We start from the raw sequence: 26,148 nt of genomic DNA on the forward strand, positions 1-26,148 counted from the left end.
AGGAATTCTTTTTACTTTTAATGATTACCCGCCTTATGAATAAAAGTGCTTTCTTCTCGCATTTCTGAAAATAAGGCTGTCTTTGTATTGAGATCTGTCTTTATTCGTTGATGCAAATCAACGCTATCTGGCTTTGCTTCGGTAAGTTGAACGCTTCAAAAAGCGATAAAACAATATTCTGGGAAAAAGGAATCTGTGAAATGAAATGGCCATTTGTTGTGGCAATTGCTTTATTCTCTTTGATGTGTTCATCAGCGGAGATTAAATCCTCAGAGGGAATTTTAGCAGACAAAGTCCTGACGGCATCGGGCAGTAACGACAGTACTCAACTTTCTGAAAAAGATTATGAACAGATAACGGCCTATCTTTCAGAAGGACGCGCTTACTGGATAGGACTCTACCCGGTTCTTACTCGTTCGCCTTTCTTAGGGCAAACCTCTTTTCAGGAAGGTTTAAACATCGCTATGGCCTATGCCCTGCCTGCAAACCCTGCAAAGGTATTGATGTTTCTCAATGAAGAAAATGTTGATGCCATTTGTGGTGTGCCATTTATTGAGCCAGCGCCGGATGAAGTATCGCTTTATGTTGCGAAAAGCACGGCTGCGCTCAGTAAATTAAACTCCGGGGGGTGCTGGAAAGAGAGATGTATGACGGTTTTAAATGCGGCTGTCACGCATCTGAATAATACGATGCAGCCTGAATAAAACCGATGGCGGCGGGTTATTGACAGGTTGACCCCGATCTTTTTCTTTCTTATTTAACTAACACGTAACGCCTTTTGCCGAAATCAAAACTCTGAATTTACTGATCTGAATATTGCTATCATGACGTTAATTCGCAAACAGGCAGTGCAGATGGCGCAGGGAAACTGGCGTTATTTTTTAGCCTGAATCGGGATAACCCTATATCTTGCTTATTCACCTATAAAAAACCCCGCGCTCTTGCGCGGGGTTTTTTCAGAGCAAACTGTTAATCAGAGTGCCGCAATGACCGCCTGCTGTTCAATCAGTTTTGCTTTTGATTGTTGCAGGTCTGCCACGCGCTCGCGCTCTTTCGCCACCACGGCTTCCGGCGCGCGTGAAACAAAGCCTTCGTTCGCCAGCTTGGTCTCGATCTTCTCGATTTCCACATCCAGCTTAACCAGCTCTTTCGCCAGACGCTCCAGCTCAGCGGTTTTGTCGACCAGATCCGCCATCGGGATCAGCAGCTCTGCGCCTTCCACAATTTTAGTGACCGAGACCGGACCTTTCTCGCCTGCCGGCAGAATGGTCAGGCTTTCCAGACGCGCCAGGCGTGACAGGAAGTTACGGTTCTCTTCAACGCGGCGCTGGGCTGCCGGTGAACAGTCACGCAGCAGCACATCCAGCGGCTTGCTCGGCGCAATGTTCATCTCCGCACGGATATTACGCACGGCAACGATCGCCTGCTTCATCCACTCGATATCGGCTTTCGCTTCCGCATCTTCCTTCGCGGCATCAAACTGCGGGAACGGCTGCAGCATGATGGTGTCATCGCTGATGTTTTTCAGGCCTTTCACGCGCTGCCAGATGGTTTCCGTGATAAACGGAATGATCGGGTGCGCCAGGCGCAGCAGCGCTTCCAGTACGTGAACCAGCGTGTGACGGGTGCCACGCAGCTCCGCTTCACTGCCACTGTTCATGACCGGCTTGGTCAGCTCCAGATACCAGTCACAGAACTGGTTCCAGGTGAAGTCATACAGGATGTTCGCCGCGATATCGAAGCGATAGGTATCCAGCGCTTCACGGTAGGCTTTCACCGTGTGATTGAACTCGGTCAGGATCCAGCGATCCGCCAGCGACAGCGTCATCTCGCCGCCATTCTGTCCGCAATCCTGCTCTTCGGTGTTCATCAGCACAAAGCGGCTGGCGTTCCACAGCTTGTTACAGAAGTTGCGATACCCTTCCAGGCGCTTCATGTCCCAGTTGATGTCGCGACCGGTTGAGGCCAGGGCCGCCAGCGTAAAGCGCAGCGCATCGGTGCCTGATGGCTCGATGCCGTTCGGGAACTGCTTCTCGGTACGTTTGCGGATCTTCTCGGCCAGCTGCGGCTGCATCATGTTGCCGGTGCGTTTTTCCAGCAGCGCTTCCAGCGAGATGCCATCAACCATATCCAGCGGGTCAATCACGTTACCCTTGGATTTTGACATCTTCTGACCCTCTTCATCACGGATCAGTCCGGTCATGTAGACGGTTTTAAACGGCACCTGCGGTTTGCCATTTTCATCTTTGATGAAGTGCATGGTCAGCATGATCATGCGGGCAATCCAGAAGAAGATAATGTCGAAGCCGCTGACCAGCACGCTGGTCGGATGGAAGGTGCGCAGCGCTTCGGTGTTCTCCGGCCAGCCCAGGGTAGAGAAGGTCCACAGGCCTGAGGAGAACCAGGTGTCCAGCACGTCATCATCCTGACGCAGCGCCACATCGGCGGCCAGGTTGTTTTCCGCGCGCACTTCGTCTTCAGTGCGGCCGACGTAGACGTTGCCGTCGTTGTCATACCACGCCGGAATGCGGTGACCCCACCACAGCTGACGGGAGATACACCAGTCCTGAATATCGCGCATCCAGGAGAAGTACATGTTTTCGTACTGCTTCGGCACGAACTGGATATCACCGTTCTCAACGGCTTCAACCGCCACTTTCGCCAGCGGGGCGGTACGCACATACCACTGGTCGGTCAGCATCGGTTCAATCACCACGCCGCCACGGTCACCGTAAGGAACGGTCAGGTCGTGGGGTTTGATCTCATCCAGCAGGCCCAGCTCATCCACCGCGGCGACAATCGCTTTACGCGCGGCAAAGCGTTCCATGCCCTGGAAGGCGGCCGGGATGTCGTCGGAGCAGACATCGCTGGCTTCGCCGTTGGTGTCATACACCTGAGCGCGGTCGCGGATATCGCCGTCAAAGGTCAGGATGTTGATCATCGGTAAGCGATGACGACGGCCGACTTCGTAGTCGTTGAAGTCATGAGCCGGGGTGATTTTGACGCAGCCGGTGCCTTTTTCCATGTCCGCGTGTTCGTCGCCGACGATCGGGATCAGGCGGCCAACCAGCGGCAGCATTACGAATTTGCCGATCAGATCTTTATAGCGCGGATCTTCCGGGTTCACGGCCACGCCGGTGTCGCCCAGCAGGGTTTCCGGACGGGTGGTGGCGACGACCAGGTAATCTTTGCCGTCAGCGGTTTTAGCGCCATCCGCCAGCGGATAGCGGATATGCCACATTGAGCCTTTGCTCTCGCGGTTTTCCACTTCCAGATCGGAGATTGCGGTGCGCAGTTTCGGGTCCCAGTTCACCAGGCGTTTGCCACGGTAGATCAGGTTCTCTTTGTAGAGGCGAACAAACACCTCTTTAACGGCGTTGGAGAGGCCCTCGTCCATCGTGAAGCGCTCGCGCTCCCAGTCAACGGAGTTACCGAGGCGACGCATCTGGCGGGTAATGGTGCCGCCGGATTCCGCTTTCCACTCCCAGATTTTTTCGATGAACGCATCGCGGCCATAATCCTGGCGCGTTTTGCCCTCTTCAGCCGCAATCTTGCGCTCAACCACCATCTGCGTGGCGATGCCCGCGTGGTCCGTGCCCGCCTGCCATAGGGTGTTTTTGCCCTGCATGCGCTGGTAACGGATCATGGTGTCCATGATGGTTTGCTGGAAGGCGTGACCCATGTGCAAGCTACCGGTGACGTTCGGCGGCGGGATCATGATGCAAAAGCTTTCCTGGCTGGTGTCGCCATTGGGTTTGAAGTAGCCCTGCTTTTCCCAGTGCTCGTAAAGCGGCTGCTCGATATCTTGCGGGTTATATGTCTTTTCCATTTCTGCTATGTCGTTTGCGGCTGTGGTGGCGCTGCCGTATTCAATTGGAAACCCACGCTGCGATACGCTTTGTAGCGATCGCGCGCGAGTTGTTTGAGAGCGTCTTCGTAAGGAACGAAGTCTATCACTTCATGGAAAGCAGTAGCAAAATCTGCGAAGTGGGGCAGCAGGCTAATCAGCAGGTCGCGCGGTGAACTGCCGCGACGCTGTGGCCAGGCCAGCTCAACCGGCGCACCGTAGCGCGGGCCTTCACCCGCCAGGTTGTGTGGCACGAAGGCATTGGCCGGTCGTTGCCACAGCGCTTCGTCGAGACGAATGGCTTGCTGTTCATCTTCGCAGGCAATCAGCACCCGCTTTCCGGCCCGCCAGCGTGTTTCCGCCAGATTGCACACCAGCGCTTCAACAGCGCTCAGGCCATCCTGGGTGGCATCGGTTTCCAGCACGTAGAAGGTTGCGTTTTTCATCGGTTTGCTCATCAGAAGATCAGGGCGGAATCAGATCCGCCCTTGCTGTCAGAAAAGAGGGCGCTTAATCGTCGCCGTTCAATCCTGCCCGATTCAACAGGAACTGTGACAGCATCGGCACCGGACGACCGGTGGCGCCTTTGGCCTTGCCGGAGCGCCAGGCGGTTCCGGCGATATCCAGGTGCGCCCAGTTATATTTGCGGGCGAAACGCGCCAGGAAGCAGGCGGCGGTGATCGCGCCGCCCGGACGGCCTCCAATGTTGCCCATATCGGCAAAGTTGGACTCCAGCTGCTCCTGGAACTCATCCGCCATCGGCAGACGCCAGGCGCGATCGCCGGACTGCTCGGACGCGCTGATCAGTTCATGCGCCAGCGGATTGTGGTTCGACAGCAGGCCGCTGATGTGATGGCCCAGCGCAATTACGCAGGCACCGGTCAGCGTCGCGACGTCGATCACCACTTCCGGGTCGAAACGCTCGACGTAAGTCAGTGCATCACAGAGTACCAGACGGCCTTCGGCGTCAGTGTTCAGCACTTCGACCGTCTGGCCTGACATGGTGGTCAGCACGTCACCCGGACGCATCGAACGGCCATCCGGCATGTTTTCACAGCCCGCCAGCACGCCGACCACGTTCAGCGGCAGGTTCAGCTCGGCCACCATACGCATGACGCCATAGACCGCGGCGGCGCCGCACATGTCATACTTCATCTCATCCATGCTGTCGGCAGGCTTGATGGAGATGCCGCCGGAGTCAAAGGTCAGCCCTTTACCCACCAGCACAATCGGGCGCGCTTCAGCGTCCGGATTGCCTTTGTATTCAATGACCGACATCAGCGACTCATTCTGCGAGCCGGCGCCGACGGCGAGATAGGCGTTCATGCCCAGCTCTTTCATCTGCTGTTCGCCGATCACGCGGGTAGTCACATTTTTGCTGAAGGCATCGGCCAGCTGGCGCGCCTGTGACGCCAGATAGGCGGCGTTACAGATGTTAGGCGGCATGTTGCCAAGATCTTTCGCCGCTTTCATACCGGCGGCAACCGCCAGCCCGTGCTGGATCGCCCGCTCGCCGCTGGTCAGCTCGCGACGGGTCGGCACGTTGAACACCAGTTTGCGCAGCGGACGACGTGGCTCGGCTTTGTTGCTCTTCAGCTGATCAAAGTTGTAGAGCGCCTCTTTTGAGGTTTCCACCGCCTGACGCACTTTCCAGTAGGTATTGCGTCCTTTGACATGCAGCTCGGTCAGGAAGCAGACCGCCTCCATGGAGCCGGTGTCGTTCAGCGTATTAATGGTTTTCTGAATGACCTGCTTGTACTGGCGTTCGTCCAGTTCACGCTCTTTCCCGCAGCCAATCAGCAGAATACGCTCAGACAGGATATTTGGCACATGATGCAGCAGCAGTGTCTGGCCCACTTTCCCTTCCAGCTCGCCGCGGCGCAGCAGGGCACTGATGTAACCGTCACTGATTTTATCCAGCTGTTCGGCAATCGGTGACAGACGACGCGGTTCGAAAACGCCAACGACAATGCAGGCACTGCGTTGTTTTTCCGGGCTTCCGCTTTTTACACTGAACTCCATGCACTCTCCTGAATCTTAAAGACAACGGCCGCTGCTGCCGCTAGAATGTAGCGCGCTCATGACCCATTTATTCATTGTCGCAGCATGACATTCTGCCGCTGGAGGTCATAATGAATCAGGGTGACAAGATGTTGTTTTTTCACCACCCGGACGCGTTTTTCATACAATTTTAGCTACGACGACGGCCATTGATGAAGAAAAATGGCTGATAAGCGTTGAAACTAGCGATTTTCCTGCAAAAAGACAAGTTTTCACAGGCGTACTAAGCGTGATCATCATTAGATATCTGGTTCGGGAAACGCTCAAAAGCCAGCTGGCTATCCTGTTTATCCTGCTACTCATCTTCTTTTGCCAGAAGTTAGTCAGGATCCTGGGAGCCGCGGTGGATGGCGAAGTGCCGACAAACCTTGTTCTGACACTGTTAGGACTCGGCGTGCCTGAAATGGCACAACTTATACTGCCCTTAAGTCTGTTTCTGGCGATCCTGATGACGCTGGGACGGCTTTACACGGAAAGTGAAATTACCGTGATGCACGCCTGCGGCCTGAGTAAGGCCGTACTGGTTAAAGCGGCGATGGTATTGATGCTCTTTACCTCGCTGGTGGCGGCGGTAAACGTTATCTGGCTCGGCCCCTGGTCATCCCGCTATCAGGATGAGGTAACGCAGAATGCCAAAGCGAACCCGGGAGCCGCGGCGATGGCCGCTGGCCAGTTCCAGACCTCCAGCGACGGCAGCGCCGTGCTGTTTGTCGAGGATGTAAAGGGCAATCAGTTTGGCAACGTTTTCCTGGCGCAGCTGCGGCCTAAAGGCAATGCGCGTCCGTCAGTAGTGCTGGCCGACAGCGGCCACATGGAGCAGCGTAAAGATGGTTCGCAGGTGGTAACGCTGGATAAGGGCACCCGCTTTGAGGGCACGGCCCTGCTGCGTGACTTCCGCATTACCGACTTCACCAACTATCAGGCGATTGTGGGCTATAAGGCGGCAACGCTCGATCCGAATGATGCAGAGCAGTCGAGCTTTACCGGCCTGTTCAGCAATAACACGCCTGAGTTTAAGGCCGAGCTGCACTGGCGTCTGACGCTGGTGTTCGCGGTGCTGGTGATGGCGCTGATGGTGGTGCCGCTCAGCGTGGTGAACCCCCGTCAGGGACGCGTGCTGTCGATGCTGCCCGCGATGCTGCTCTATCTGATCTTCTTCCTGCTGCAGAGTTCGCTGAAGTCGAGCGGAGCAAAAGGCCGCCTCGATCCGGGTGTGTGGATGTGGGTGGTGAATATCAGCTATCTGCTGCTGGCGATAGTGCTTAACCTGTGGGATACGGTGCCGATGCGTCGGGTTCGCGCCCGCTTTACACGCGGAGGGTCAGTCTGATGTTTCGCGTACTTGACCGCTATATCGGTAAAACGATTTTCAATACGATAATGCTGACGCTGTTCATGCTGGTGTCGCTTTCCGGCATCATCAAGTTCGTCGATCAGCTGCGTAAGACCGGGCAGGGGAGCTACAGCGCGCTGAGCGCCGGCTATTACACCCTGCTGAGCGTACCCAAAGATATTGAGATTTTCTTCCCGATGGCGGCCCTGCTGGGTGCTCTGCTGGGACTGGGCGCGCTGGCGCAGCGCAGTGAGCTGGTGGTGATGCAGGCGGCGGGCTTTACCCGCATGCAGGTGGCGCTGTCGGTGATGAAAACGGCGATTCCGCTGGTGCTGCTGACCATGGCGATCGGGGAATTTGTGGCGCCGTCAGGCGAGCAGATGGCGCGTAACTACCGGGCGCAGCAGCTTTACGGCGGCGCACTGGTGTCGACGCAGAATGGTCTGTGGGCGAAGGATGGCAACAACTTCATCTTTATTGAGCGCATTAAAGGCGACAATGAGATTGACGGCGTCAGCATCTATAACTTTACCGATCAGCGCCGTTTACAGAGCGTGCGTTATGCGGCGACGGCGACCTGGGATAAAGACAAAAAGCGCTGGATACTGTCGCAGGTCGATGAGTCGAACCTGACCGATCCGAAGCAGATTACCGGCTCACAGAGTCTGAGCGGCGAGTGGAAAACCAATCTGACGCCTGACAAGCTGGGCGTGGTGGCGCTCGACCCGGATGCGTTATCGATTCGCGGTCTGTATAACTACAGTAAGTATCTGAAGCAGAGCGGCCAGGAGTCAGGACGATACCGGCTGAATATGTGGAGCAAGATTTTCCAGCCGCTGTCGGTGGCGGTGATGATGCTGATGGCGCTGTCGTTTATTTTCGGTCCGCTGCGCAGCGTGTCGATGGGGGTACGGGTCGTGACCGGTATCAGCTTCGGCTTCCTGTTCTACGTGCTGGATCAGATTTTCGGCCCGCTGAGTCTGGTTTACGGACTGCCGCCGGTGCTGGGGGCGATCCTGCCAAGCTTCGCGTTCTTTGCGATCAGTATGTTTATGCTGATTAAGCGGCGCTAAGCACCGTGAATGAAAAAAGGCCGCGCAAGCGGCCTTTTTTATGGCGGGCGTCGTGCGCCCCTTTATTCGGCCAGCCGTCTGAGGCACCCCACTATGACCTCATCCAGTCGTTAATCAACGCACCATACAACAGCTCCGCTTCCGCTAACCGGCTCAGCAGGCAATATTCATCGGTCTGGTGTGCCATGGATGGCTCGCCGGGACCAAGGATAATGCAGGGCGGCGTACCCAGTGCGGGTAACAACAGTGACGCATCAGTAAAGTAGGGCACAATGCGCGGCGTCAGCGGAGCGTCATGTAACGCCTGACAATGCTGATAAACAGAATGAATCCAGGCCTGATTCTCTTCGCTCAGTACGGCCGGCAGATCCACCAGCGTCGTCACCGTTACACTCTCTCCCAGTAAGGTTGTCAGTTGCTGTCGAATGGTGGCGTGCTGCAGATTGGGTGCGCTGCGGATATCCACATCAAATTGGGTGCGATCGGGTACAGAGTTAATGTTCAGGCCGCCTGAAATGCGTCCGACGTTAACGGTCGGCTGCTTCATCAGCGGATGTGGCGCGCCAGGCGAGAAGTGCTGGATCCTGCCCAGAGCCTCCGCCGCCAGATAAATGGCATTAATGCCCAGTTCCGGCATCGCGCCATGGGCCGTTTTCCCGCGCGTTTCACAACGTAGCCAGAGTGCGCCTTTATGGCCGATAACCGGATAGTTGGCGGTGGGCTCGCCGACAATCAATGCGGCGACATCGGGCAGGTCAGCGGCAGCAATCAGCGCCCGCGCGCCGTCACAGCCCGTCTCCTCCCCGCCGGTGATCACCAGTACAACGCCGGAGCCCTGCTGAATCGCCTGTTGATGCGTCACGCAGGCAACTGCAAAAGCCGCGACAGCGGCCTTCATGTCACTCGAACCGCGACCGTAAAGCCGGTCACCCACGATTTCACCAAACGGATCGAACTGCCAGTCAGCATTGCCGAGCGGGACCGTATCCAGATGGCCGGTAAACGCCAGCTGCGGGCCGGGCTGACGGCCAGGGAGACGGGCAATCAGGTTCAGACGATTTTCACCGAAGGGGGACAGGGTGACCTCAAAGCCCCGTTCCGCCAGCCACTCTGCCAGAAAGTGCATGCAGGCCGCTTCGTTGCCCGGGGGATTAATGGTGTCAAAGCGCAACAGCTGCTGCGCCAGCGTCTGGCTCTGGCTCATCATCCGCGCACCGTTAACCAGTCCAGGCAGTTGATCCACAGCTGGCGGTAACCCGGCCACTGAGCAAACTCCTGCGGCAGCCAGTGCGCAGACATATCACTCGTCCAGACCAGCGAACGGCCCTGCTGATACTCGCGCACCGCCAGCAGCGGATGTGAGGTGCCGGCGATGGTCGCCAGCAGTTTACCTTCCGGGTGCATCTCCACTTCGTTATAGCCCAGTAGCCATGGCCAGTCGTCTGGCATACCGGCGAACAGCGCGTGAGATTCGATCATGCAGGGATAAACGCCTTCGGGCGTTTCGATGCGGTCATCCCAGGCCAGGCAGCGCACCGGCAGGACTTTCTCGACCGCCGTGTTGCGATAGCGCGCGCCGCCATTGATACCCTGAAAACTGAAGTAGCCGCCAATCATCATCAGCGCGCCGCCCGCCGCCACATAGTCGTGGATCAGCGTCAGGCGATTTGCCGTGCGCTGGCTCTTCAGCCAGGTATCGGGGTGCAGCAGCAACGTATTGGCGCCGATGTCGGACAGAATGATCGCATCCCACTGCTGAAGCCCGTCCGGGGTTAAAGGAAATTCGGTGGCGGCAGCATGGGCGGGCATGTAGGTGATGGCATAATCGCTGTCGGCCAGCGCCGCCATAAAGTCGGTCGCGCCATTATGCCAGGTGGCGGTGGCAAACTGATCGAAGCCTTTGACGTGAACAGACGTGCTGGTCCAGGACTCGCCGACCAGTAAAATTTTCTTCTGCATTCAGGTTCTCCCTTACCCACCAAAAACGCGCTGTGGGTTAGCAATCAGTAAGGTTTCAAGTTGTTCGCCGCTGACGCCGTGGCGTTTCAGGCGCGGGACAAAATGTTTAAGGATGTAGCCATAGCCGTGACCGCCGTAGCGGGTCAGCATGGTTTTCAGGAACACGTCCTGCGACAGCAAAATCTGTTCGATAAAGCCGTCATCGATCAGCTCGCGGATGGCGCGGGCATTCTCCTCATCGGACGGTGACTGCGCGGTCTCATCGGCGTAGTAATAGCTCATGCCGATCATGTCATATTCCAGAAAGGCGCCGCGCTGTGCCAGATCGCGCTGGTAGCGCTTATCGGCAAAGCTGGGGTTCATGTGGCACAGCACCACATGACACAGGTCAGCGCCTTCTTCTTCCAGGATATCCAGCACCCGATGGCCTAAGCGCTCCCAGCCGGGCAGATGCACCTCAACCGGCACGCGTGTCGCGGCACTGGCGCGGCCCGCCGCCCGCAGGGATTTCTCCTCGTCAGGGGTAAAGCGGCTGGACACACCGATTTCGCCGATCAGGCCAGCCAGCACCTCGGGTTTCTCCTCTCTGCCGCCCAGGTCGTAAATCAGCCTGTCAGAGAGCGCGTCAATGCTGATCGATTTGACCCAGTCGGGATGTGAGGGCTCCAGATACAGCCCGGTGCTCATGATGATGTTCAGCCCGGTCAGGCGCGCGATGCGCTGCAGCGCTTTCGGGTCACGGCCAATGCCGATATTGGTGGGATCCACCACCGTCTCGCCGCCCAGTGCCCGGAACTTCATCAGCTCTTCAATCGCCAGATCCACATCAAACAGCTGACAGTTATCGCGGCTGATCAGCGGATTAAGCGACAGCTCGCCCAGGTTTTCGATGCTGACCGGCATTTCCGCCAGATGACGCTCGCCACAGCAGCAGGGCGGTACCCACTTGCCGGAGGCATCCAGCAGAATGTGCTCGTGCATCAGCGTCACGCCCATCTCATTCACCGGCAGCGGGCCAAGGACGGTCATCACATAGCCGCTGTTGCTGCCCAGCGGCAGCGGATCGGGATGACGGAAAATAGAGTGTTTCATCAGCTATCCTTTCGCCGCCGATCGCGTCGGGTTGAGAATGCGGGTGTTGAGCCAGATGGCCAGCAGAATAATCGTACCGGTGGCGATCTGCGTGTAAAACGGGGAGATATGCGACAGAATCAGGCCGTTCTGGATGATGGCAATCGACAGCGCGCCGAGCAGCGTGCCGATAACGGTTCCGAAGCCGCCAAACAGGCTGGTACTGCCCAGCACCACCGCCGCGATCACCTGCAACTCGAAGCCTTCGCCCTGGTTGGAGGAGCCGCTGCCCAGACGTGCGGTGATGATCATGCCCGCCAGCGCCGCCGCCATACCGCTGAGGATGTAGACCTTCATGGTTACGGCTTTGGTGTTAATGCCGCTCCGGCGCGCGCCTTCCGCATTCGCGCCAATCGCCGTGACATAGCGACCAAAACGCATATGATTCAGCGCGATATGGCCGACGATCAGCGCCACGATGCCAATCAGCGCGGGCATCGGCACGCCCAGTACCCAGGCGCGGCCCATTAAAGCGAACGGGCTGTCGGCAGGAATGGGAATGGAGTAGCCCTGGGTAATCAGCAGCGCCACGCCGCGCACCACCGCCAGCGTCGCCAGCGTGACGATAAAGGCCGGGATGCCTTCGTAAGCGATAAAGAAGCCGTTAATGGCCCCCACCAGCGCGCCCAGCAGCAAGCCGCCCAGCAACACCACCGGCCAGGGCAGGCCCCAGTTATTCAGCGCGATAGCGGAAAGGACGCCGACCAGCGCCAGCGTCGATCCTACGGAGAGATCGATCCCGCCCGTGGTGATCACCAGCGTCATCGCCGTGGCGACAATCAGCAGCGGCGCGCTCTGGCGAATGATATTCAGCCAGTTAGCACTGCTGAGGAAGTTGCCGGTGATCAGGGAAAAGACCACGCAGCAGAACACGAAAAACAGCGCGATGCTCACCACGCCAGAGTGGTTGTGCAGCAGACGACGCGGCAGCGAGTGCTGTGTCATGCGGGAACTGCTCAGATTCATAATAGTCATCCTGTTACCTCGCTCAGTGCGCGGCGGCCGAGCGGGCGACAAACTTCTCACCCACGATCAAATTGACGATCTCGGTCAGATCCGTTTCGGCCACGCGGCGCTCCGCCACATTGGTGCCCTCGTACATCACCATGATGCGATCGCACACCAGGAAGAGATCCTGTAAGCGATGGGTGATCAGGATGACGCTCACGCCCCGTGCCGACACCCGGCGGATCAGCTCCAGCACCGCCTCCACTTCGGCGACGGCCAGCGCGGCGGTGGGTTCATCCATAATCAGTACCTTGGGATCGAAGGCGGCAGCGCGTGCAATGGCAATCGCCTGGCGCTGCCCGCCGGATAAGTTGCGCACCAGCAGCCGGGTATCCGGGATAGAAATCCCCAGGCCTTTCAGCATTTCCCGCGCGTCAGTGTGCATTTTTTCTTCGTCCAGAAACGGGATGCCGAAAATGGACTTCATCGGTTCACGTCCCATAAACAGGTTGCCTGCCACATCGACGGTGTCGCACAGCGACAGATCCTGATACACCATCTCGATATGGCAGCGGCGCGAATCCGCCGGAGTAGAGAAATGCTGCTCTTCGCCATCAATACGAATCGTGCCGCTGGTCGGGACGACCGCTCCTGACAGCACCTTGGTCAGCGTGGATTTTCCCGCGCCGTTATCGCCCACCAGACCCAGCACTTCACCCGGAGCCAGTTGCAGGTTGACGCCCTGCAGAGACCGGATTGCGCCATAGGTCTTGGTAATATTCACCATCTCTACCCGTGTCAGGGCAGTGTGTGCCTGCTGCATATGATTACTCCCATCACCACTAACGGGACCGTTACTCTGCATGTAAAAAGGGGCTATCCGGCACGGTTTACGCCCTTGTAAACCGGTTTACCTGCAGGATAAACCCTTTGTCACAACACACAGAACAACACGCTACACGATATTTGTTTGCCGGGTGAGACAGTGCAGCTTCCGTGCCAGTCTGTGATCAGGCGTGGCACTTAGGGTCTAACTCACTGTAATGCAGAACATTTGCTGTTTGACTTCAGGTAAACCGGTTTACTGAACAGAAACCGGCAAAATGAAGGCGCTCACTTTTTGCGCCACTATTGTGCGCTTTTGCGCCATTCTGGGTCGTGGTTAACGGATCCGTATCGAGTCGCGCGCCACCCATTCAACCTGCAGGCGGGTTTCGGCGGGGACGGGGAGGTCATCATTCAGAATACGCAACATGATCTCTACGGCCGTGCGGCCCAGTTCACGTGCGGGCTGGCGGATGGTGGATATACGGGGCTGGGTGAAGTCAGCATAGGTGGCGTCATCAAAGCCCACCAGGGACAGCGCGTCGGGCGCACTGAGTCCGCGCGCGCGCAGGCCATCCATCAATCCCAGTACCAGAAAATCGCTGGCGGCAAAGACGGCGGTGGGGCGCTCTGCGCGGCTGAACAGCTGTTCCAGCGCCTGTTTACCGAACTCACGCTGGTATTCGCCGTACATCACCCATTCGGGCGGGACACGCAGGCCAGCCTGCTCCATTGCGGTGCAGAACCCCTGGTAGCGTTCGCGTACACTCATCAGTTCCGCCGGGCCGCCGACAAAGGCGATATCCCGATGACCCGCAGCAATCAGATTTTCGGTAGCCATCCGTCCACCCTGAACGTTGTCGGCAAACACCTTGGGCACGACGCTGCCAGGGATGTCCTCATCCAGCAGCACGATGCGCTGGTGGCGGTTAATCTCTTTGCGTAACAGACCGTTATCAGGATGGTTGGTGGTAAACAGCAGGCCATCCACCTGGCAGGTATCCAGCCAGCGGATAAACTGACTCTCTTTGTCCGGATGGTTGCGGGTAATACAGAGTACCAGGCTGTAGCCATGAGCAGAGGCGGCTTCTTCGGCGGCATCTGCCAGTTCGGCAAAGAAGGGATTGGTAATATCGGGCAGCACCAGCCCCAGAGTTTCGCTGCCGCCCTTGCTCAGGCGACGCGCCAGACTGTTACCGCGATAATCCAGCTGACGAATCGCCGCTTCAATGCGGTCAATCGTCTCCTGCGGCAGCATAATGCTTTGATTCATATAGCGGGATACGGTCGCTTTAGAGAGTCCGGCCAGCGCTGCCACATCCGATAACAGCACCCGTTTTTTACTCATATCACCTGCCATCTTGCCCGGAATCGGCTATCAGTAACACAGTTGCGCGCAGCGGAGACAGTTTTTCCATGCCCGCTGACGATAAAATAATCGCTTGACAAAATTTAGCCAGAAGCGAATGTTAAAGGCAGTTTACCGCACGACCCGGGAGTCACTCCCAAACCCGATTAATTCCTTTCACACGTGCACCATAATGGACGGTGTGCAGAAAGTCGATTATTCAGGTTCTGGCTGAAGCAGCCATTCAGACGATATTTGCCCGCCAACACTATTCCCTCTGCATTTTAATGCGGAGATCAACTGGTTATCGCTCATTCCCGACGAGGAATTTTAAGATGATGGCATTTAACACCAGAAAACTGCGTGCTGTTGCGCTGGCAACCGGCTTACTGTCTGCGGGTTCATTATTTTCACTGGCGAAAGCCGCGCCCACTTATGCGCTGGTTCAGATCAATCAGCAGGCCCTGTTTTTTAATCAGATGAATAATGGCGCCCAGGAAGCAGCGAAAGCCAGCGGTAAAAATTTAGTGATCTTTAACGCCAACGATAATCCAGTGTCTCAAAACGACGCCATTGAAACCTATATTCAGCAGGGTGTGAAGGGCATTATGGTGGACGCGATTGACGTCAACGGCATTATGCCAGCGATTAAAGAAGCGGCCGCCGCCAGAATACCGGTTATTGCGATTGATGCGGTATTACCGGCGGGCCCACAGGCGGCACAGGTGGGCGTGGATAACCTGGAAGGCGGCAAAATTATTGGTCACTATTTTGTCGACTACGTGGCGAAGAATATGGGCGGCAAAGCGCGACTGGGCATTGTGGGCGCGCTGAATTCGGCCGTGCAGAACCAGCGTCAGAAGGGATTTGAAGAAACCATCAAAAGCAATCCGGGCATCACCGTCGCGGATGTGGTTGATGGCCAGAACGTGCAGGATACGGCGATGACGGCGGCAGAAAACCTGATCACCGGTAACCCGGATTTAACCGCTATCTACGCGACCGGCGAGCCGGCACTGCTGGGCGCGATTGCGGCGGTGGAAAACCAGGGCCGCCAGAAAGAGATCAAAGTCTTTGGCTGGGATCTGACGTCCAAAGCCATCAGCGGGATTGATGGCGGTTATGTCACGGCTGTCCTGCAACAGGACCCGAAAAAGATGGGTGAAGAGGCGGTAAAAGCCCTGAACGCGATTACCGCAGGCAAAACCGTGTCGAAAACCATTCTGGTTCCGGCCACGGTGGTGACCAAAGCCAACGTGGACAGTTATCGCGCAATGTTTAAATAACCGCTGGCTCGCTGCCTGACTGGAGCAGCGCGGCGAGTTCCTCTGCGGTGGGGAAGGCCTGACGTGTCCCGTGACGGCTGACAGTCAGCGCCGCAGCCTGACTGGCATGCGTCAGTGCTAAAGCATCGATTTCCCCCCCGCGCAGGATCGCGGAAGCCAGCATCACGGCAAGAAAGGTATCGCCTGCGCCGGTGGTATCTGTGGCATTAACGGGTTGCGCCGGACAAAACGTTCGCTGGTCGCCCTGCGTCAGCCAGGCGCCCGCACTGCCCAGTGTGGTCACTAGCGTTTTCACTGCGCGGGGCTGTAGCTGCAGCGCTTCGTGCTGATTGACCACGGCGATATCGACCAGCGACCAGCATGAGGCAAAAGCGGCGTGCACGGGTGAGGGGTTAAATACGGTTATCAGGCCGCAGGATTTGGCCAGGCTGAACAGCGCATGGGTTTTTTCGGGCGAGAAATTGCCCTGCTGCACCAGCAGATCGCCCGGACGCGCGCTGGCCAGATGGTGGCCAAGCGTAGTGATATCCAGCGCTTCTGCCGCCGATGTACTGGTAATAATGGCGTTATCGCCATCGGCGCTGTGCAGAATAAGCGAGGTGTCGCTCAACGCAGTCATCGGCTGCGTGGGCAGTAACGTCACGGGCTCGTTCATGAGCTGCTGACGGATCCATTTTCCTTTGCTGTCATGACCGGTCGCGGCAATTAAACAGGTTTCAATGCCGCAACGGGATAACACTATCGCCTGATTCGCGCCTTTTCCGCCGATATCCTGCGATCGCTGATAACCGTGAACAGAGGCGCCCTTAGCCGGAATATCGGTAACAGACCAGGTTTCATCGACAGTAATATTTCCAGCCACATAAACACGCATAGTGTTTTCCCGAACAGGATAAAGAAGCGATGGTTGCTATATCAGCAGGAAAAATTGATGCAATACAAGCGATATTTTCACGCCCTAAAGCGGTTATTGGCGTCATTCATTGTGACCCCTTCCCGGGCTCACCAAAATATCGGGGCAAACCTGTCAGCGCGATAATTGATCGCGCATTACGCGATGCGGAAAATTATATTCTGGGCGGGGTTCACGGCCTGATTGTGGAAAATCATGGCGATATTCCTTTTTCAAAACCTGAGGATATTGGCCCGGAAACGCCGGCGCTGATGGCGGTGATTACGGAAAAAGTGCGGGAGCGTTTCGGCGTGCCGCTGGGCATTAACGTGCTGGCGAATGCCGCGCTGCCTGCCTTTGCCACCGCGCTGGCGGGCGGGGCGGATTTTATCCGCGTCAATCAGTGGGCGAATGCTTATATCGCCAACGAAGGCTTTATTGAAGGGGCTGCCGCGAAAGCGCTGCGCTACCGTAGCCAGCTGCGGGCCGAACATATCCGGGTATTCGCCGACAGCCATGTTAAACACGGCAGCCACGCGATAGTGGCCGATCGCTCCATTCGGGAACTGACCCGCGATGTCGACTTCTTCGAAGCGGATGCGGTTATCGCCACCGGACAACGCACCGGCGACAGCGCCACGCTGGAGGAAATCGACGAGATCCGCGCTGCCACCACCTTACCGCTGCTGGTGGGGTCGGGCGTGACGCCCGCCAACGTCTGCCAGATTCTGGCGCGCACGCAGGCTGTGATCGTAGCCAGTGCGCTCAAAGTCGATGGCGTCTGGTGGAACGATGTGGATCGGGAGAGGGTAAAAGCGTTTATGGCGGTCGCGCAGCCTGCGCTGGAGCAGCCATAACCGCCCTTTATTGCCTGACGCAGAGGACAAAAAACCCCGCAGGGAGGCGAGGTTTTTTGGTTACGTCAGCCCAGCCAGCCTTTCACCACCGGCAGTACGGCGGGAAGCTGCGACAGCAGGTAGAGGATCAGCCCGATGGTGCCGCCCACCAGCGTCCCGTTGATGCGGATAAACTGCAGATCCTTACCGATGTTCAGCTCTATCTGCTGCGACATATCCCGCGCATCCCAGCTTTTCACCGTGTCGCTGATATGGCGCGTCAGGAAGCGGGCAAACTCCGGCGCGACGCTGCGGGCGGCCTGCTCCAGGTGCTGATTCATTGAGTCGCGCAGCGCCGGGTCGGCGGCCAGGGTTTCGCCCAGCCAGCGTGCCGCATCGCCTATTTTCTCCTGCACGCGTGAATCTTCGCTGCTGAAATCTGCCTTGAGCCAGCTGCGCATATCATTCCAGAGCTCGCCGATGTAGCGGTTAAAGGAGGCATCCTCTTTCAGCCAGCCTTTGATCTCGTCGGCGCGGGCCGCCATTTCCGGGTCGCTCTGCAGCTTCACGATGAGCTTCTCAACCGCCCGGTTAAAGCCCAGCCGCAGTTCATGGCCCTGATCCAGCGCCACATCATCCAGCAGGGAATCCACCGCGTTCGCCACCAGTTCTGCGCTGTGCTCGCCCAGCCACTCGGTCGGCAGCATTTTCGCCTTGATGGGATGCTCGCGCTTCAGCCAGCGCACCAGCTGGTTAGCGATAAATTCCCGGGTGGTGGGTTTGTGCAGCAGCTTCAGCAGCTGGTCGATTGCCGCGTCCAGCAGCGCCTGGTGACGATTGTTCTTCGTCAGGCTCTCCAGCACCAGGGCACTGGTCTGGCTGAGATCGACCTTATCGATAGCGCGATGCACCGCACGACGCATAAAGGTCTGGATGCGGGTGTCATCGGTCAGATCCAGGAAGCCGCGCATCACCTGCAGCAGATGGCGGCCCACGCGGTCGGCGTTACCTGGCGCATTGAGCCACTTCGCCAGCAGGGTGGAGGGATCGTAGCGGCGGATCAGATTCAGCAGCGAATCGGTATCCAGAAACTTCTCCTGCACAAAGCGCCCCAGATTCTCACCGATGCGATCTTTGTTGCGCGGAATAATGGCCGTATGACGGGCAATAAACGGCACCGGCACGCGGCGAAACAGCGCCACCACCGCAAACCAGTCGGCCAGTGCGCCGACCATCGCGGCTTCCGCTATGGCTTTGATGCCGCTGACGTAAAAGCTGGGCGGCAGAAACAGTGTGACGACAAAGGTGAGGGCGGCCAGCAGCAGCAGCGAGAGCGCCAGGCGTTTGGTCCGTTTGAGTTCGCGTTGTTTATCCATATCCTGATCTTAGCAGTTTGCCTGCTTAACAGGTCAACGTTCTCCTCTCCCGGTCGAAAAGTGCAGTTAAGTCTGGCACGGATTTATGCGGTCTTAACCGGACGGGCGAGGCGCTGACCAGACTGTTCCTAAAAACTAATCACCTTAAAAATTACCACTCTGATAAACAGTTACGGCGGTGTACATTCCGCAGGCAGTCTCCTTACGTTGACACACCCTATCCATGGAACCAGACCAGGAGAATTCACGTGAAAGCAATCGCAACGGCAACCGCCAGTCTGTTGATGTTAATGAGTGGTATCGGCGCGCATGCAGAAGGGCTGACCACCTCTGCCGATGGAAAAAATCTGACCGTCAGCTTCGGCAAGCCCACCATTAAGCAGGTCCTGCATTACCGTAAAATGTACGACAAAAAACCCTTTCCCGATGCCGAAATTTATTACTACGACAACGGCACCTATAAAATCATCTCGCAGGGTGAAAACCATTACGGCGTCTACGTGATGCAGGGCAGTTTCGATGATGAGACCTTCACGGTGCGCTTTATCTCGCTGCCCTCCAGCGATTGGGGTAACAAGACCGCCTTCCATCAGCTGACCTTTGTGCGCGGCGATAAGCAGAATGTGTTTATCCAGAACGCGATTGTCGATACCGGCGAAGCGATTGCCCAGCAGAACGGCACCTACACGCAGGAAAAGAACACGGTCACCAACCCGGTCTCCACCCACTGGAAACATCAGTAGCGTTAAGGTGGCAGCCCGGCTGCCACCCACCTTTAGCGGCGACGACCGCCAAACAGGCTGCCCAGCACGCCGCGAATGATCTGGTGAGTAATCTGACGCCCGGCGCTCTTCGCCATGGTCTGCACCACACCATCCCGCTTGCCGCCGCGCGGACCGGTGCTGCCAAACAGGATCTCTTTTAATCCCCCCAGAATCCCGTCATCGACCGCCACCGCGTTGCCTTTGGCTTCAGGCGCATTGGCCTTGTCACTGGCGGCCTGCACGCCCTGTTGCAGCCGTTCATAAGCCGATTCCCGATCGATGTCCGTGTCATATTTGCCATACAGCGGCGAATGGTTGATCAGACCGTTGCGCTCATCGCCTGTCACCGGACCCATGCGCGAACCAGGCGCAATCACCATGGCGCGCTCGACGACCGACGGACTGCCTTTGGCATCCAGGAAGGAGATGAGTGCTTCGCCGGTGCCGAGTGCCTGAATGGCCTCTGCGCTGTCAAAAGCCGGATTGGCGCGCAGGGTCTCTGCGGCGGTTTTCACCGCCTTCTGATCTTTGGGGGTGAAGGCGCGCAGGGCGTGCTGTACGCGGTTGCCGAGCTGGCCCAGCACCCGATCCGGGATATCCGACGGGTTCTGGGTAACAAACCAGACGCCGACCCCTTTGGAGCGGATCAGACGCATCACCTGTTCGATCTTCTCCAGCAGCACCGGCGGCGCGTCGGTAAACAGCAGGTGCGCCTCATCAAAGAAGAAGACCAGCTTAGGCTTATCCAGATCGCCCGCTTCCGGCAGACGCTCATACAGCTCTGACAGCAGCCACAGCAGGCTGGTGGCATAGAGCTTCGGCATCTGGTAGAGCTTTTCAGCAGAGAGGATGTTGATGACGCCTTTACCGTTGCTGTCGACGCGCATCCAGTCGGCGATATCCAGCATCGGTTCGCCAAAGAAGTGCTCTGCACCCTGTTGCTCCAGCGTCAGCAGACCGCGCTGAATCGCGCCGATCGAGGCGCTGTTGATATTGCCATACTGGGTCTGAAAGCTCTTCGCGTTGTCACCGATGTACTGGGTCATGGCGCGCAGATCTTTGAAGTCCAGCAGCAGCAGGCCCTGATCATCGGCGATGCGGAAGATAATCTGCAGAACGCCGCTCTGCACCTCATTAAGGTTCAGCAGGCGCGCCAGCAGCAGCGGGCCGAGATCGGAGACGGTTGCCCGCACCGGATGGCCTTTCTCGCCGAAGATATCCCACAGCACCACCGGATTGCTCTGCGGCTGCCAGTCGGTGACGCCGATCTTCGCCAGTCTCTCCTGAAGCTTTTCGCCGGACTGACCGGCCATCGCCACGCCGGTTAAATCGCCTTTCACGTCGGCCATAAAGACCGGCACGCCGCTGGCGGAGAAGGATTCGGCCAGCTTCTGCAGCGTGACGGTTTTACCGGTGCCGGTTGCGCCGGTGATTAAGCCGTGGCGGTTCGCCATTTGCGGTAACAGATGGAGTTCGACGTCAGGCGTCCGGGCAATCAGTAGCGGAGATGTCATGATTTTCCTCTCTCGGGCAACGGGTTATGCCTGAAGGATAGCAAGCGAAGGGCAGGGAAGAGGAGAACAATTCGTCAAAAGCGAGGCCGTTGCGCTGTCCTGCAACGGCCTCGCTTTTACTGGCGTCATTTCAGGCAGGCTGCCATCCCTGCCGGGTTTTCTACTTCTGCACCTCTTCAAAATTGAGCAGGCTGACGCCGATACCCTGCTGCAGGCTCTTCAGGTTGCTGCGCACGGCGACCTGGGTTGCGCCCTGCAGCAGCAGAACAAACGGCGAATCCTGCTGGACGCGGGTCTGCAGGGCCGTGTAAAGGCTGCGACGTTTTGCGGCGTCACTCTCTCCGGCGGCGGCGCGGGTCTGCGCGCTGAGTTCAGGGATCGTCCAGCCGACGCGCCAGGCCAGGGTTTTGCCGCCGCCGGGTACGTTATAAGCAAAGGCGCTGGCGTTGGTGTTGGGATCGATGTAGTCCGCGCCCCAGTAAGAGAAGATCGCCTGGAAGTCACGGCTGCGCATTTTGCTCCACAGCTCCGATTCCGCCACCGGCTGAAGATCGAGTTGCACATCGGCTTTAGCGAAGCTCGCCTGCAGCGCCTGCGCCACGTCGATGTAAGGCGGCTGGTTGACCACCGTCAGCGCGATATGCGTGCCCGGTTTAATGCCGCCTTTCTGCAGAATTTCCTGTGCCTTTTTCAGATCGTAGTGGAACGGCGTGGTATTCAGGGTGCCGTCAAACCCGTCCGGCAGGAAGCTCTGGTGAATACGGTACTGACCCTTCAGCAGCTGGTTCGCCAGGCTCTCATAGTCCACCAGCCAGCGCGCCGCCTGCCACAGCGCCGGATTGCCCAGCGCCGGTTGCTGCGGACTTTGGGTGTTAAAGCCGAGGTAGTAAACCAGGCTCGACGGGAAGGCCTCGACACGCACCCCCGCCGTGTTCTTCAGCGCGGCGATCTGGTCCGGGCCGAGCTGATAGGCGACATCCACATCTCCCTGCTGGATCAGCAGCCGGCGGCTGCCCGGATCGGCCACCCCTTTCAGCAGAACGCGCTTCAGATGCGGTTTTTGGGTGCTGTAGGGATTGGCCTCCAGAACCAGCGCCTGCAGCGGCACAAACTGCCTGATGGCGTAGGCGGCGCTGCCTGCCGAGTGCACCTTCAGCCAGCCGTTGCCGTAGTCATTGTTACTGGCGTGCTGCCGGACCAGCCTGCTGTCAACAATCGAGGCGACCGGCGCGGTCAGCAGGCGCAGCGCCAGGTCGCGGCCAATCTCCGCCGGCCAGCGCAGCTCAAGCTGGTGGTCGCTGATCACCGTGAACTGCTGGTCGATATTTTCTGGCGTCCAGCCAAACTCGCCCAGAATAAAAGAGGGCGCTTTATTCAGCTTCACCGCGCGGGTTAAGGAGAACACCACATCCTCAGCGGTCAGCGGATTACCGCTGGCGAAGCGGGCCTGGGGATTAAGATCAAATACCAGACTGTGCGGTGTTTTGCCCGCCTGCCAGCGGGTCGCGGCCAGCGGCGAGAGCTGCTGCGGATTGTGATGATCCGGCTCCAGCAGCATCTGGTAGATATTGCGCAGGCTGCTGTTGCTGACCGTTTCGAAACTTTCCGCCGGGTCAAAACTGATGATGCCATCCAGCGGAACGGCCACCACCAGCGTATCGGCGGGGGTGGCCGCATGTGCGGAGTGAACCAGAGTCAGAGCCGTTAACAGGGACAAAAGCGTTTTTCGCATAGAGGGTTATCCTGAGTCGGTAATGGCTCTACTCTAGCGGGCGCCCGATAATCTCAAAATGCCGGTTTGTTCTGAGCTTTGCACAAATAGTCGCGTCAGGTTCAGACGGACAGAAAGGCGAATATAATGGCGGATTGTGATTATTTCTTTAATATTCTTTTCGCTCCGGAAATATTATTCCGGCTCACCGAAGCAAAAGCCTGTTATCTGTAACTGACCACCTGAAAAAAGCAGCCTGTTTAAAGCGTGGCGTGCAGAAAGGCAGCGAACAGGGAAGCGTAATCTTTTTTAACGATCGATGAGCGTGATAATGACAATAGGAAAATATCCCGCCACATAGCTGCCGGATAATGGCTAATTAACCGATTTTTATCGCTTTTTCCCGGTATTCCCTCTTCCGGTTACGCTTTTTTCTGCCCGCTGAATGGGTGCCGTCTGATAACCTTTTTCGGCTGTGACAGCGTGTAAATTTTAAATTTACATTCAGACACATTTATATCCCTAAGATTGTCAGGTCTTTAACCGATATATTTTCTTTGTCACCGATAGATAATTCTACCCGCCCTTAACCGTTCTGCCGTCGTCTGTGCCGTGTGCGTGAATACCGGCGGGGAATACCCCTCTGCGCATCGCCTTTCAGCGTCATCAGCGATTAAGAGGGGTATTCAGCAGATGAGAGTCGTGCGGATATGCTTTTAGAAAAACCCACCACCAGGCGTAAATTTTTGCTCGGTTCACTGCTGGCGCTGCCATTAAGTGAGCTGGTGTTAAAGGGCATCACGGCGGCACAGGCGGCAGAGATGGCGGCCCCCGAGTTAGCCGATTACAGGCCGATCTTTTTCAGTGCCGACGAGTGGCAGTTCATCCTGGCGGCCACCGATCGTCTGATCCCGGCAGGCGGCAAAGGCAAAGCGCCGGGCGCGCTGGAAACCAATGTGCCGATCTTTATCGATCAGCAGCTGCACAGCGAAGCCTTCGGCAGTGAAATCTACCTGCAGGGGCCTTTCAATACCCAGGCTCCCGCGACGCTGGGCTATCAGATCCCGTTCCGTCCCCAGCAGATCTACCAGACCGGCATAAAGCTGCTCAATCAGTGGTGCCATGACACCCATCAGAAAGCGTTTGCTGCGCTGACGCTGGAGGAGAAGGATGCGGTGCTGACGCAGGTGAATAAAAACCAGATCGACTTTGCCGCGCTGGGCGAAGCCGATCTCAGACCGTCACATTTCTTCAGCCAGCTGCTTTCCGATACCAAACATGGCTATCTGGCCGACCCGATGTATGGCGGCAATAAAGGGATGAAAGCCTGGATCGCCATCGGCTTCCCCGGCGCGCGTGCCAGCTTCACCGAGTGGGTGAAACAGCACAATGTGCCTTATCCGCTCGGCCCGGTCAGCATCAAAGGTGAACGCGCCTGAGGCGCTTCCACATCAGGTAAACAGGATTATCATGGCACAGGTTACTAAAAAAGAAGTCGACGTCGTGGTCTGCGGCCTCGGCTGGGCAGGCTCACTGATGAGTATTGAGCTGGCGCTGGCAGGACTGGAGGTGCGCGCCCTGGAGCGCGGTGGCGATCGCGATTATGACGAGTTCGCCTATCCGAAACCGGCAGATGAATATGCCTATGCGGTGCGCAACAAAGTGTTCGCCACCCCGGCGGAAGTGGCGGTCACCGTGCGCTACAACAGCAGCCAGACCGCACTGCCTACCCGTAAATGGGGTGCATTTGCACCGGGCACCGGCGTCGGCGGTGCAGGCATGCACTGGACGGCGGTACTGATCCGTCCCACTCCGACCGATATCAAACTCAAAACCTATGTCGACGAGGCGTACAAGCCCGGCATTCTGCAGGAAGATATGCGGGTGATGGACTTCCCCTTCAGCTGGGAAGAGATCGAGCCGTACTACTACAAATTCGAGCTGATCTGCGGCCAGTCGGGCAACACCGGCAATCTGCGCGGCAAAATCCTGCCGGGCGGCGATCCGTTTGAAGGGCCACGTTCTGAACCTTATCCGCTGCCCGCGCTGGAAGACACGCTGAACAATGTGATGTTCAAAGAGGCGGCGCAAAAACTCGGTTACCACCCGTTCCCGAACCCGTCGGCCTGTGTGTCGCGGGCGTGGAAAAACCCCTACGGCAACCAGATCGCCCCCTGCAACTACTGCGGCTACTGCAGTAAATATCCCTGCCTGAACTACTCCAAAGCGTCGCCGCAGACGGCGGTGATGGACGCGCTGAAGCGCATGCCGAACTTCTCTTATGAAGTGAACGCGGAAGTGATTAAGGTGGTGCTGAACGATGATAAGAAAACCGCCAAAGGGGTGATCTACATCGATGCGCAGGGCAATGAGTGCTTCCAGCCGGCGAAAATCGTCGTGCTGAGCAGCTTCCAGCTCTACAACGTGCGGCTGATGCTGCTCTCCGGCATCGGCAAGCCTTACAACCCGATAACCGAAGAGGGCGTGGTCGGCCGTAACTACGCCTTCCTGTCGAACGGCGGCGCAACCCTCTTCTTCAAAGATAAAAACTTTAACCCCTACGCCACCGCAGGCGCGACCGGGCAGATGTTTAACGATATCTCGCCAGGCAACTTCGATGGTCCCGGACTGGGCTTCCTGGGCGGCGCGAAGATCCACAGTTCACAGGCGACCGGCACGCCCATCAGCACCGCGCTGCCAAAAGGCACGCCCTCCTGGGGCATGGGCTACAAGGAAGGCCTGGAGGAGTGGTACGGTCATTCGATGAAGATCAGCATTACCACCACCTGTCAGTCCTACCGCGATATCTATCTGGATCTCGATCCGAACTACAACGATCACCGCGGGCTGCCGCTGCTGCGTATGACCTTCAACTGGAAAGAGAATGAGCTGAAGCTGCAGCAGCATCTGAAAGGGATCGTCGGCAATATCGCTAAAGAGCTGAACCCCGACAGCATGAGCATGAGCTTCCTGCCGATGGGCGCGGATTTCGATATCACCAAATATGTCTCGACCCACAACGTGGGCGGGGCGGTGATGGGCGATAACCCGAAAACCTCGGCGCTGAATAAATACCTGCAGAGCTGGGATGTGCATAACGTCTTTGTGCCGGGCGGCAACGCCTTCCCGCAGAACTTCCAGGCGAACCCGACCGACACCATCGGTGCGATTACCCTGATGGCCGCACAGGCGATCAAAGATCACTACCTGAAAAATCCCGGCCCACTGGTACAGGCATAAGCGC

21 protein-coding genes are annotated in these 26,148 nt (G+C 57.4%); 8 read left to right on the forward strand and 13 right to left on the reverse strand.

Translation table 11 applies throughout. The features are described from left to right. Positions 1–110 precede the first annotated feature (110 nt). Positions 111–704 (forward strand): hypothetical protein, encoded by a 594-nt coding sequence (locus AC1V0D_RS11975; protein WP_482907463.1) that lies wholly within the window; start codon positions 111–113, stop codon positions 702–704. 269 nt (positions 705–973) lie between these two features. On the opposite strand, the gene AC1V0D_RS11980 is transcribed toward AC1V0D_RS11975, so the two are convergent. The 3 genes from AC1V0D_RS11980 to pepA form a co-directional block, all read right to left on the reverse strand. After that, entirely contained in the window at positions 974–3,829 is a 2,856-nt protein-coding gene (locus AC1V0D_RS11980; RefSeq protein WP_046101111.1) for a valine--tRNA ligase, read from the reverse strand. A 5-nt stretch (positions 3,830–3,834) separates the two neighbouring features. Continuing rightward, a complete protein-coding gene (locus AC1V0D_RS11985) occupies positions 3,835–4,293 on the reverse strand; it encodes a DNA polymerase III subunit chi (RefSeq protein ID WP_009092358.1) in 459 nt (152 codons plus the stop codon). 64 nt (positions 4,294–4,357) lie between these two features. Further along, a complete protein-coding gene (gene pepA / locus AC1V0D_RS11990) occupies positions 4,358–5,869 on the reverse strand; it encodes a leucyl aminopeptidase (RefSeq protein WP_009092357.1) in 1,512 nt (503 codons plus the stop codon). A gap of 268 nt (positions 5,870–6,137) precedes the next feature. Between pepA and lptF the strand changes: the two genes are divergently transcribed. Together lptF and lptG are read left to right on the forward strand one after the other, a co-directional pair. Next, entirely contained in the window at positions 6,138–7,238 is a 1,101-nt protein-coding gene (lptF, locus tag AC1V0D_RS11995) for an LPS export ABC transporter permease LptF (protein ID WP_058957610.1), read from the forward strand. Next, a complete protein-coding gene (gene lptG, locus AC1V0D_RS12000; RefSeq protein ID WP_009092354.1) occupies positions 7,238–8,314 on the forward strand; it encodes an LPS export ABC transporter permease LptG in 1,077 nt (358 codons plus the stop codon). Before lptF ends, lptG begins: the two co-directional genes overlap by 1 nt. A gap of 91 nt (positions 8,315–8,405) precedes the next feature. Here the strand turns inward: lptG and AC1V0D_RS12005 are convergent, their stop codons facing one another. From AC1V0D_RS12005 to AC1V0D_RS12030, 6 genes are all read right to left on the reverse strand, one after another. Next, positions 8,406–9,518 (reverse strand): M20 family metallopeptidase, encoded by a 1,113-nt coding sequence (locus AC1V0D_RS12005; RefSeq protein WP_482907559.1) that lies wholly within the window; start codon positions 9,516–9,518, stop codon positions 8,406–8,408. Further along, complete coding sequence (locus AC1V0D_RS12010) at positions 9,518–10,273, reverse strand: glutamine amidotransferase (RefSeq protein ID WP_046101113.1); 756 nt, start codon at positions 10,271–10,273, stop codon at positions 9,518–9,520. The genes AC1V0D_RS12005 and AC1V0D_RS12010 overlap by 1 nt, the downstream gene beginning before the upstream one ends. A gap of 12 nt (positions 10,274–10,285) precedes the next feature. Then, positions 10,286–11,365: a phosphotriesterase family protein gene (locus tag AC1V0D_RS12015; RefSeq protein ID WP_482907464.1), complete on the reverse strand. Its 1,080-nt coding sequence runs from the start codon at positions 11,363–11,365 to the stop codon at positions 10,286–10,288. 3 nt (positions 11,366–11,368) lie between these two features. Then, a complete protein-coding gene (locus AC1V0D_RS12020; protein WP_482907465.1) occupies positions 11,369–12,370 on the reverse strand; it encodes an ABC transporter permease in 1,002 nt (333 codons plus the stop codon). A gap of 22 nt (positions 12,371–12,392) precedes the next feature. Then, the gene (locus AC1V0D_RS12025; protein ID WP_162484735.1) at positions 12,393–13,139 is read right to left on the reverse strand and encodes an ATP-binding cassette domain-containing protein; all 747 of its coding nucleotides are present in this window, start codon (positions 13,137–13,139) and stop codon (positions 12,393–12,395) included. 375 nt (positions 13,140–13,514) lie between these two features. Further along, positions 13,515–14,537, reverse strand: coding sequence for a LacI family DNA-binding transcriptional regulator (locus AC1V0D_RS12030; RefSeq protein WP_111207644.1), 1,023 nt, complete (start codon positions 14,535–14,537; stop codon positions 13,515–13,517). A gap of 323 nt (positions 14,538–14,860) precedes the next feature. Between AC1V0D_RS12030 and AC1V0D_RS12035 the strand changes: the two genes are divergently transcribed. Beyond that, the gene (locus AC1V0D_RS12035; protein WP_150028702.1) at positions 14,861–15,811 is read left to right on the forward strand and encodes an ABC transporter substrate-binding protein; all 951 of its coding nucleotides are present in this window, start codon (positions 14,861–14,863) and stop codon (positions 15,809–15,811) included. On the opposite strand, the gene AC1V0D_RS12040 is transcribed toward AC1V0D_RS12035, so the two are convergent. Beyond that, the gene (locus AC1V0D_RS12040) at positions 15,804–16,685 is read right to left on the reverse strand and encodes a ribokinase (protein WP_482907466.1); all 882 of its coding nucleotides are present in this window, start codon (positions 16,683–16,685) and stop codon (positions 15,804–15,806) included. The genes AC1V0D_RS12035 and AC1V0D_RS12040 overlap by 8 nt on opposite strands. Positions 16,686–16,714: 29 nt before the next feature. Between AC1V0D_RS12040 and AC1V0D_RS12045 the strand changes: the two genes are divergently transcribed. Next, positions 16,715–17,560, forward strand: coding sequence for a BtpA/SgcQ family protein (locus tag AC1V0D_RS12045; RefSeq protein WP_009092343.1), 846 nt, complete (start codon positions 16,715–16,717; stop codon positions 17,558–17,560). Positions 17,561–17,625: 65 nt separating this feature from the next. On the opposite strand, the gene AC1V0D_RS12050 is transcribed toward AC1V0D_RS12045, so the two are convergent. After that, complete coding sequence (locus AC1V0D_RS12050) at positions 17,626–18,915, reverse strand: DUF445 domain-containing protein (RefSeq protein ID WP_482907467.1); 1,290 nt, start codon at positions 18,913–18,915, stop codon at positions 17,626–17,628. A gap of 248 nt (positions 18,916–19,163) precedes the next feature. On the opposite strand from AC1V0D_RS12050, the gene AC1V0D_RS12055 reads away from it, so the two are divergent. Next, on the forward strand, positions 19,164–19,658 hold the full coding sequence (locus tag AC1V0D_RS12055; protein WP_009092341.1) for a hypothetical protein: 495 nt from the start codon (positions 19,164–19,166) through the stop codon (positions 19,656–19,658). 32 nt (positions 19,659–19,690) lie between these two features. Here the strand turns inward: AC1V0D_RS12055 and AC1V0D_RS12060 are convergent, their stop codons facing one another. Further along, positions 19,691–21,193 (reverse strand): helicase HerA-like C-terminal domain-containing protein, encoded by a 1,503-nt coding sequence (locus AC1V0D_RS12060; RefSeq protein ID WP_325954361.1) that lies wholly within the window; start codon positions 21,191–21,193, stop codon positions 19,691–19,693. Positions 21,194–21,353: 160 nt separating this feature from the next. Next, positions 21,354–22,925, reverse strand: coding sequence for an ABC transporter substrate-binding protein (locus AC1V0D_RS12065; RefSeq protein WP_482907468.1), 1,572 nt, complete (start codon positions 22,923–22,925; stop codon positions 21,354–21,356). 689 nt (positions 22,926–23,614) lie between these two features. Between AC1V0D_RS12065 and AC1V0D_RS12070 the strand changes: the two genes are divergently transcribed. Continuing rightward, the gene (locus AC1V0D_RS12070) at positions 23,615–24,343 is read left to right on the forward strand and encodes a gluconate 2-dehydrogenase subunit 3 family protein (protein WP_046101124.1); all 729 of its coding nucleotides are present in this window, start codon (positions 23,615–23,617) and stop codon (positions 24,341–24,343) included. A gap of 31 nt (positions 24,344–24,374) precedes the next feature. Next, positions 24,375–26,144, forward strand: coding sequence for a GMC family oxidoreductase (locus AC1V0D_RS12075; protein WP_009092335.1), 1,770 nt, complete (start codon positions 24,375–24,377; stop codon positions 26,142–26,144). Positions 26,145–26,148: the final 4 nt, after the last annotated feature.

The organism is Pantoea sp. PA1, assembly GCF_056856975.1.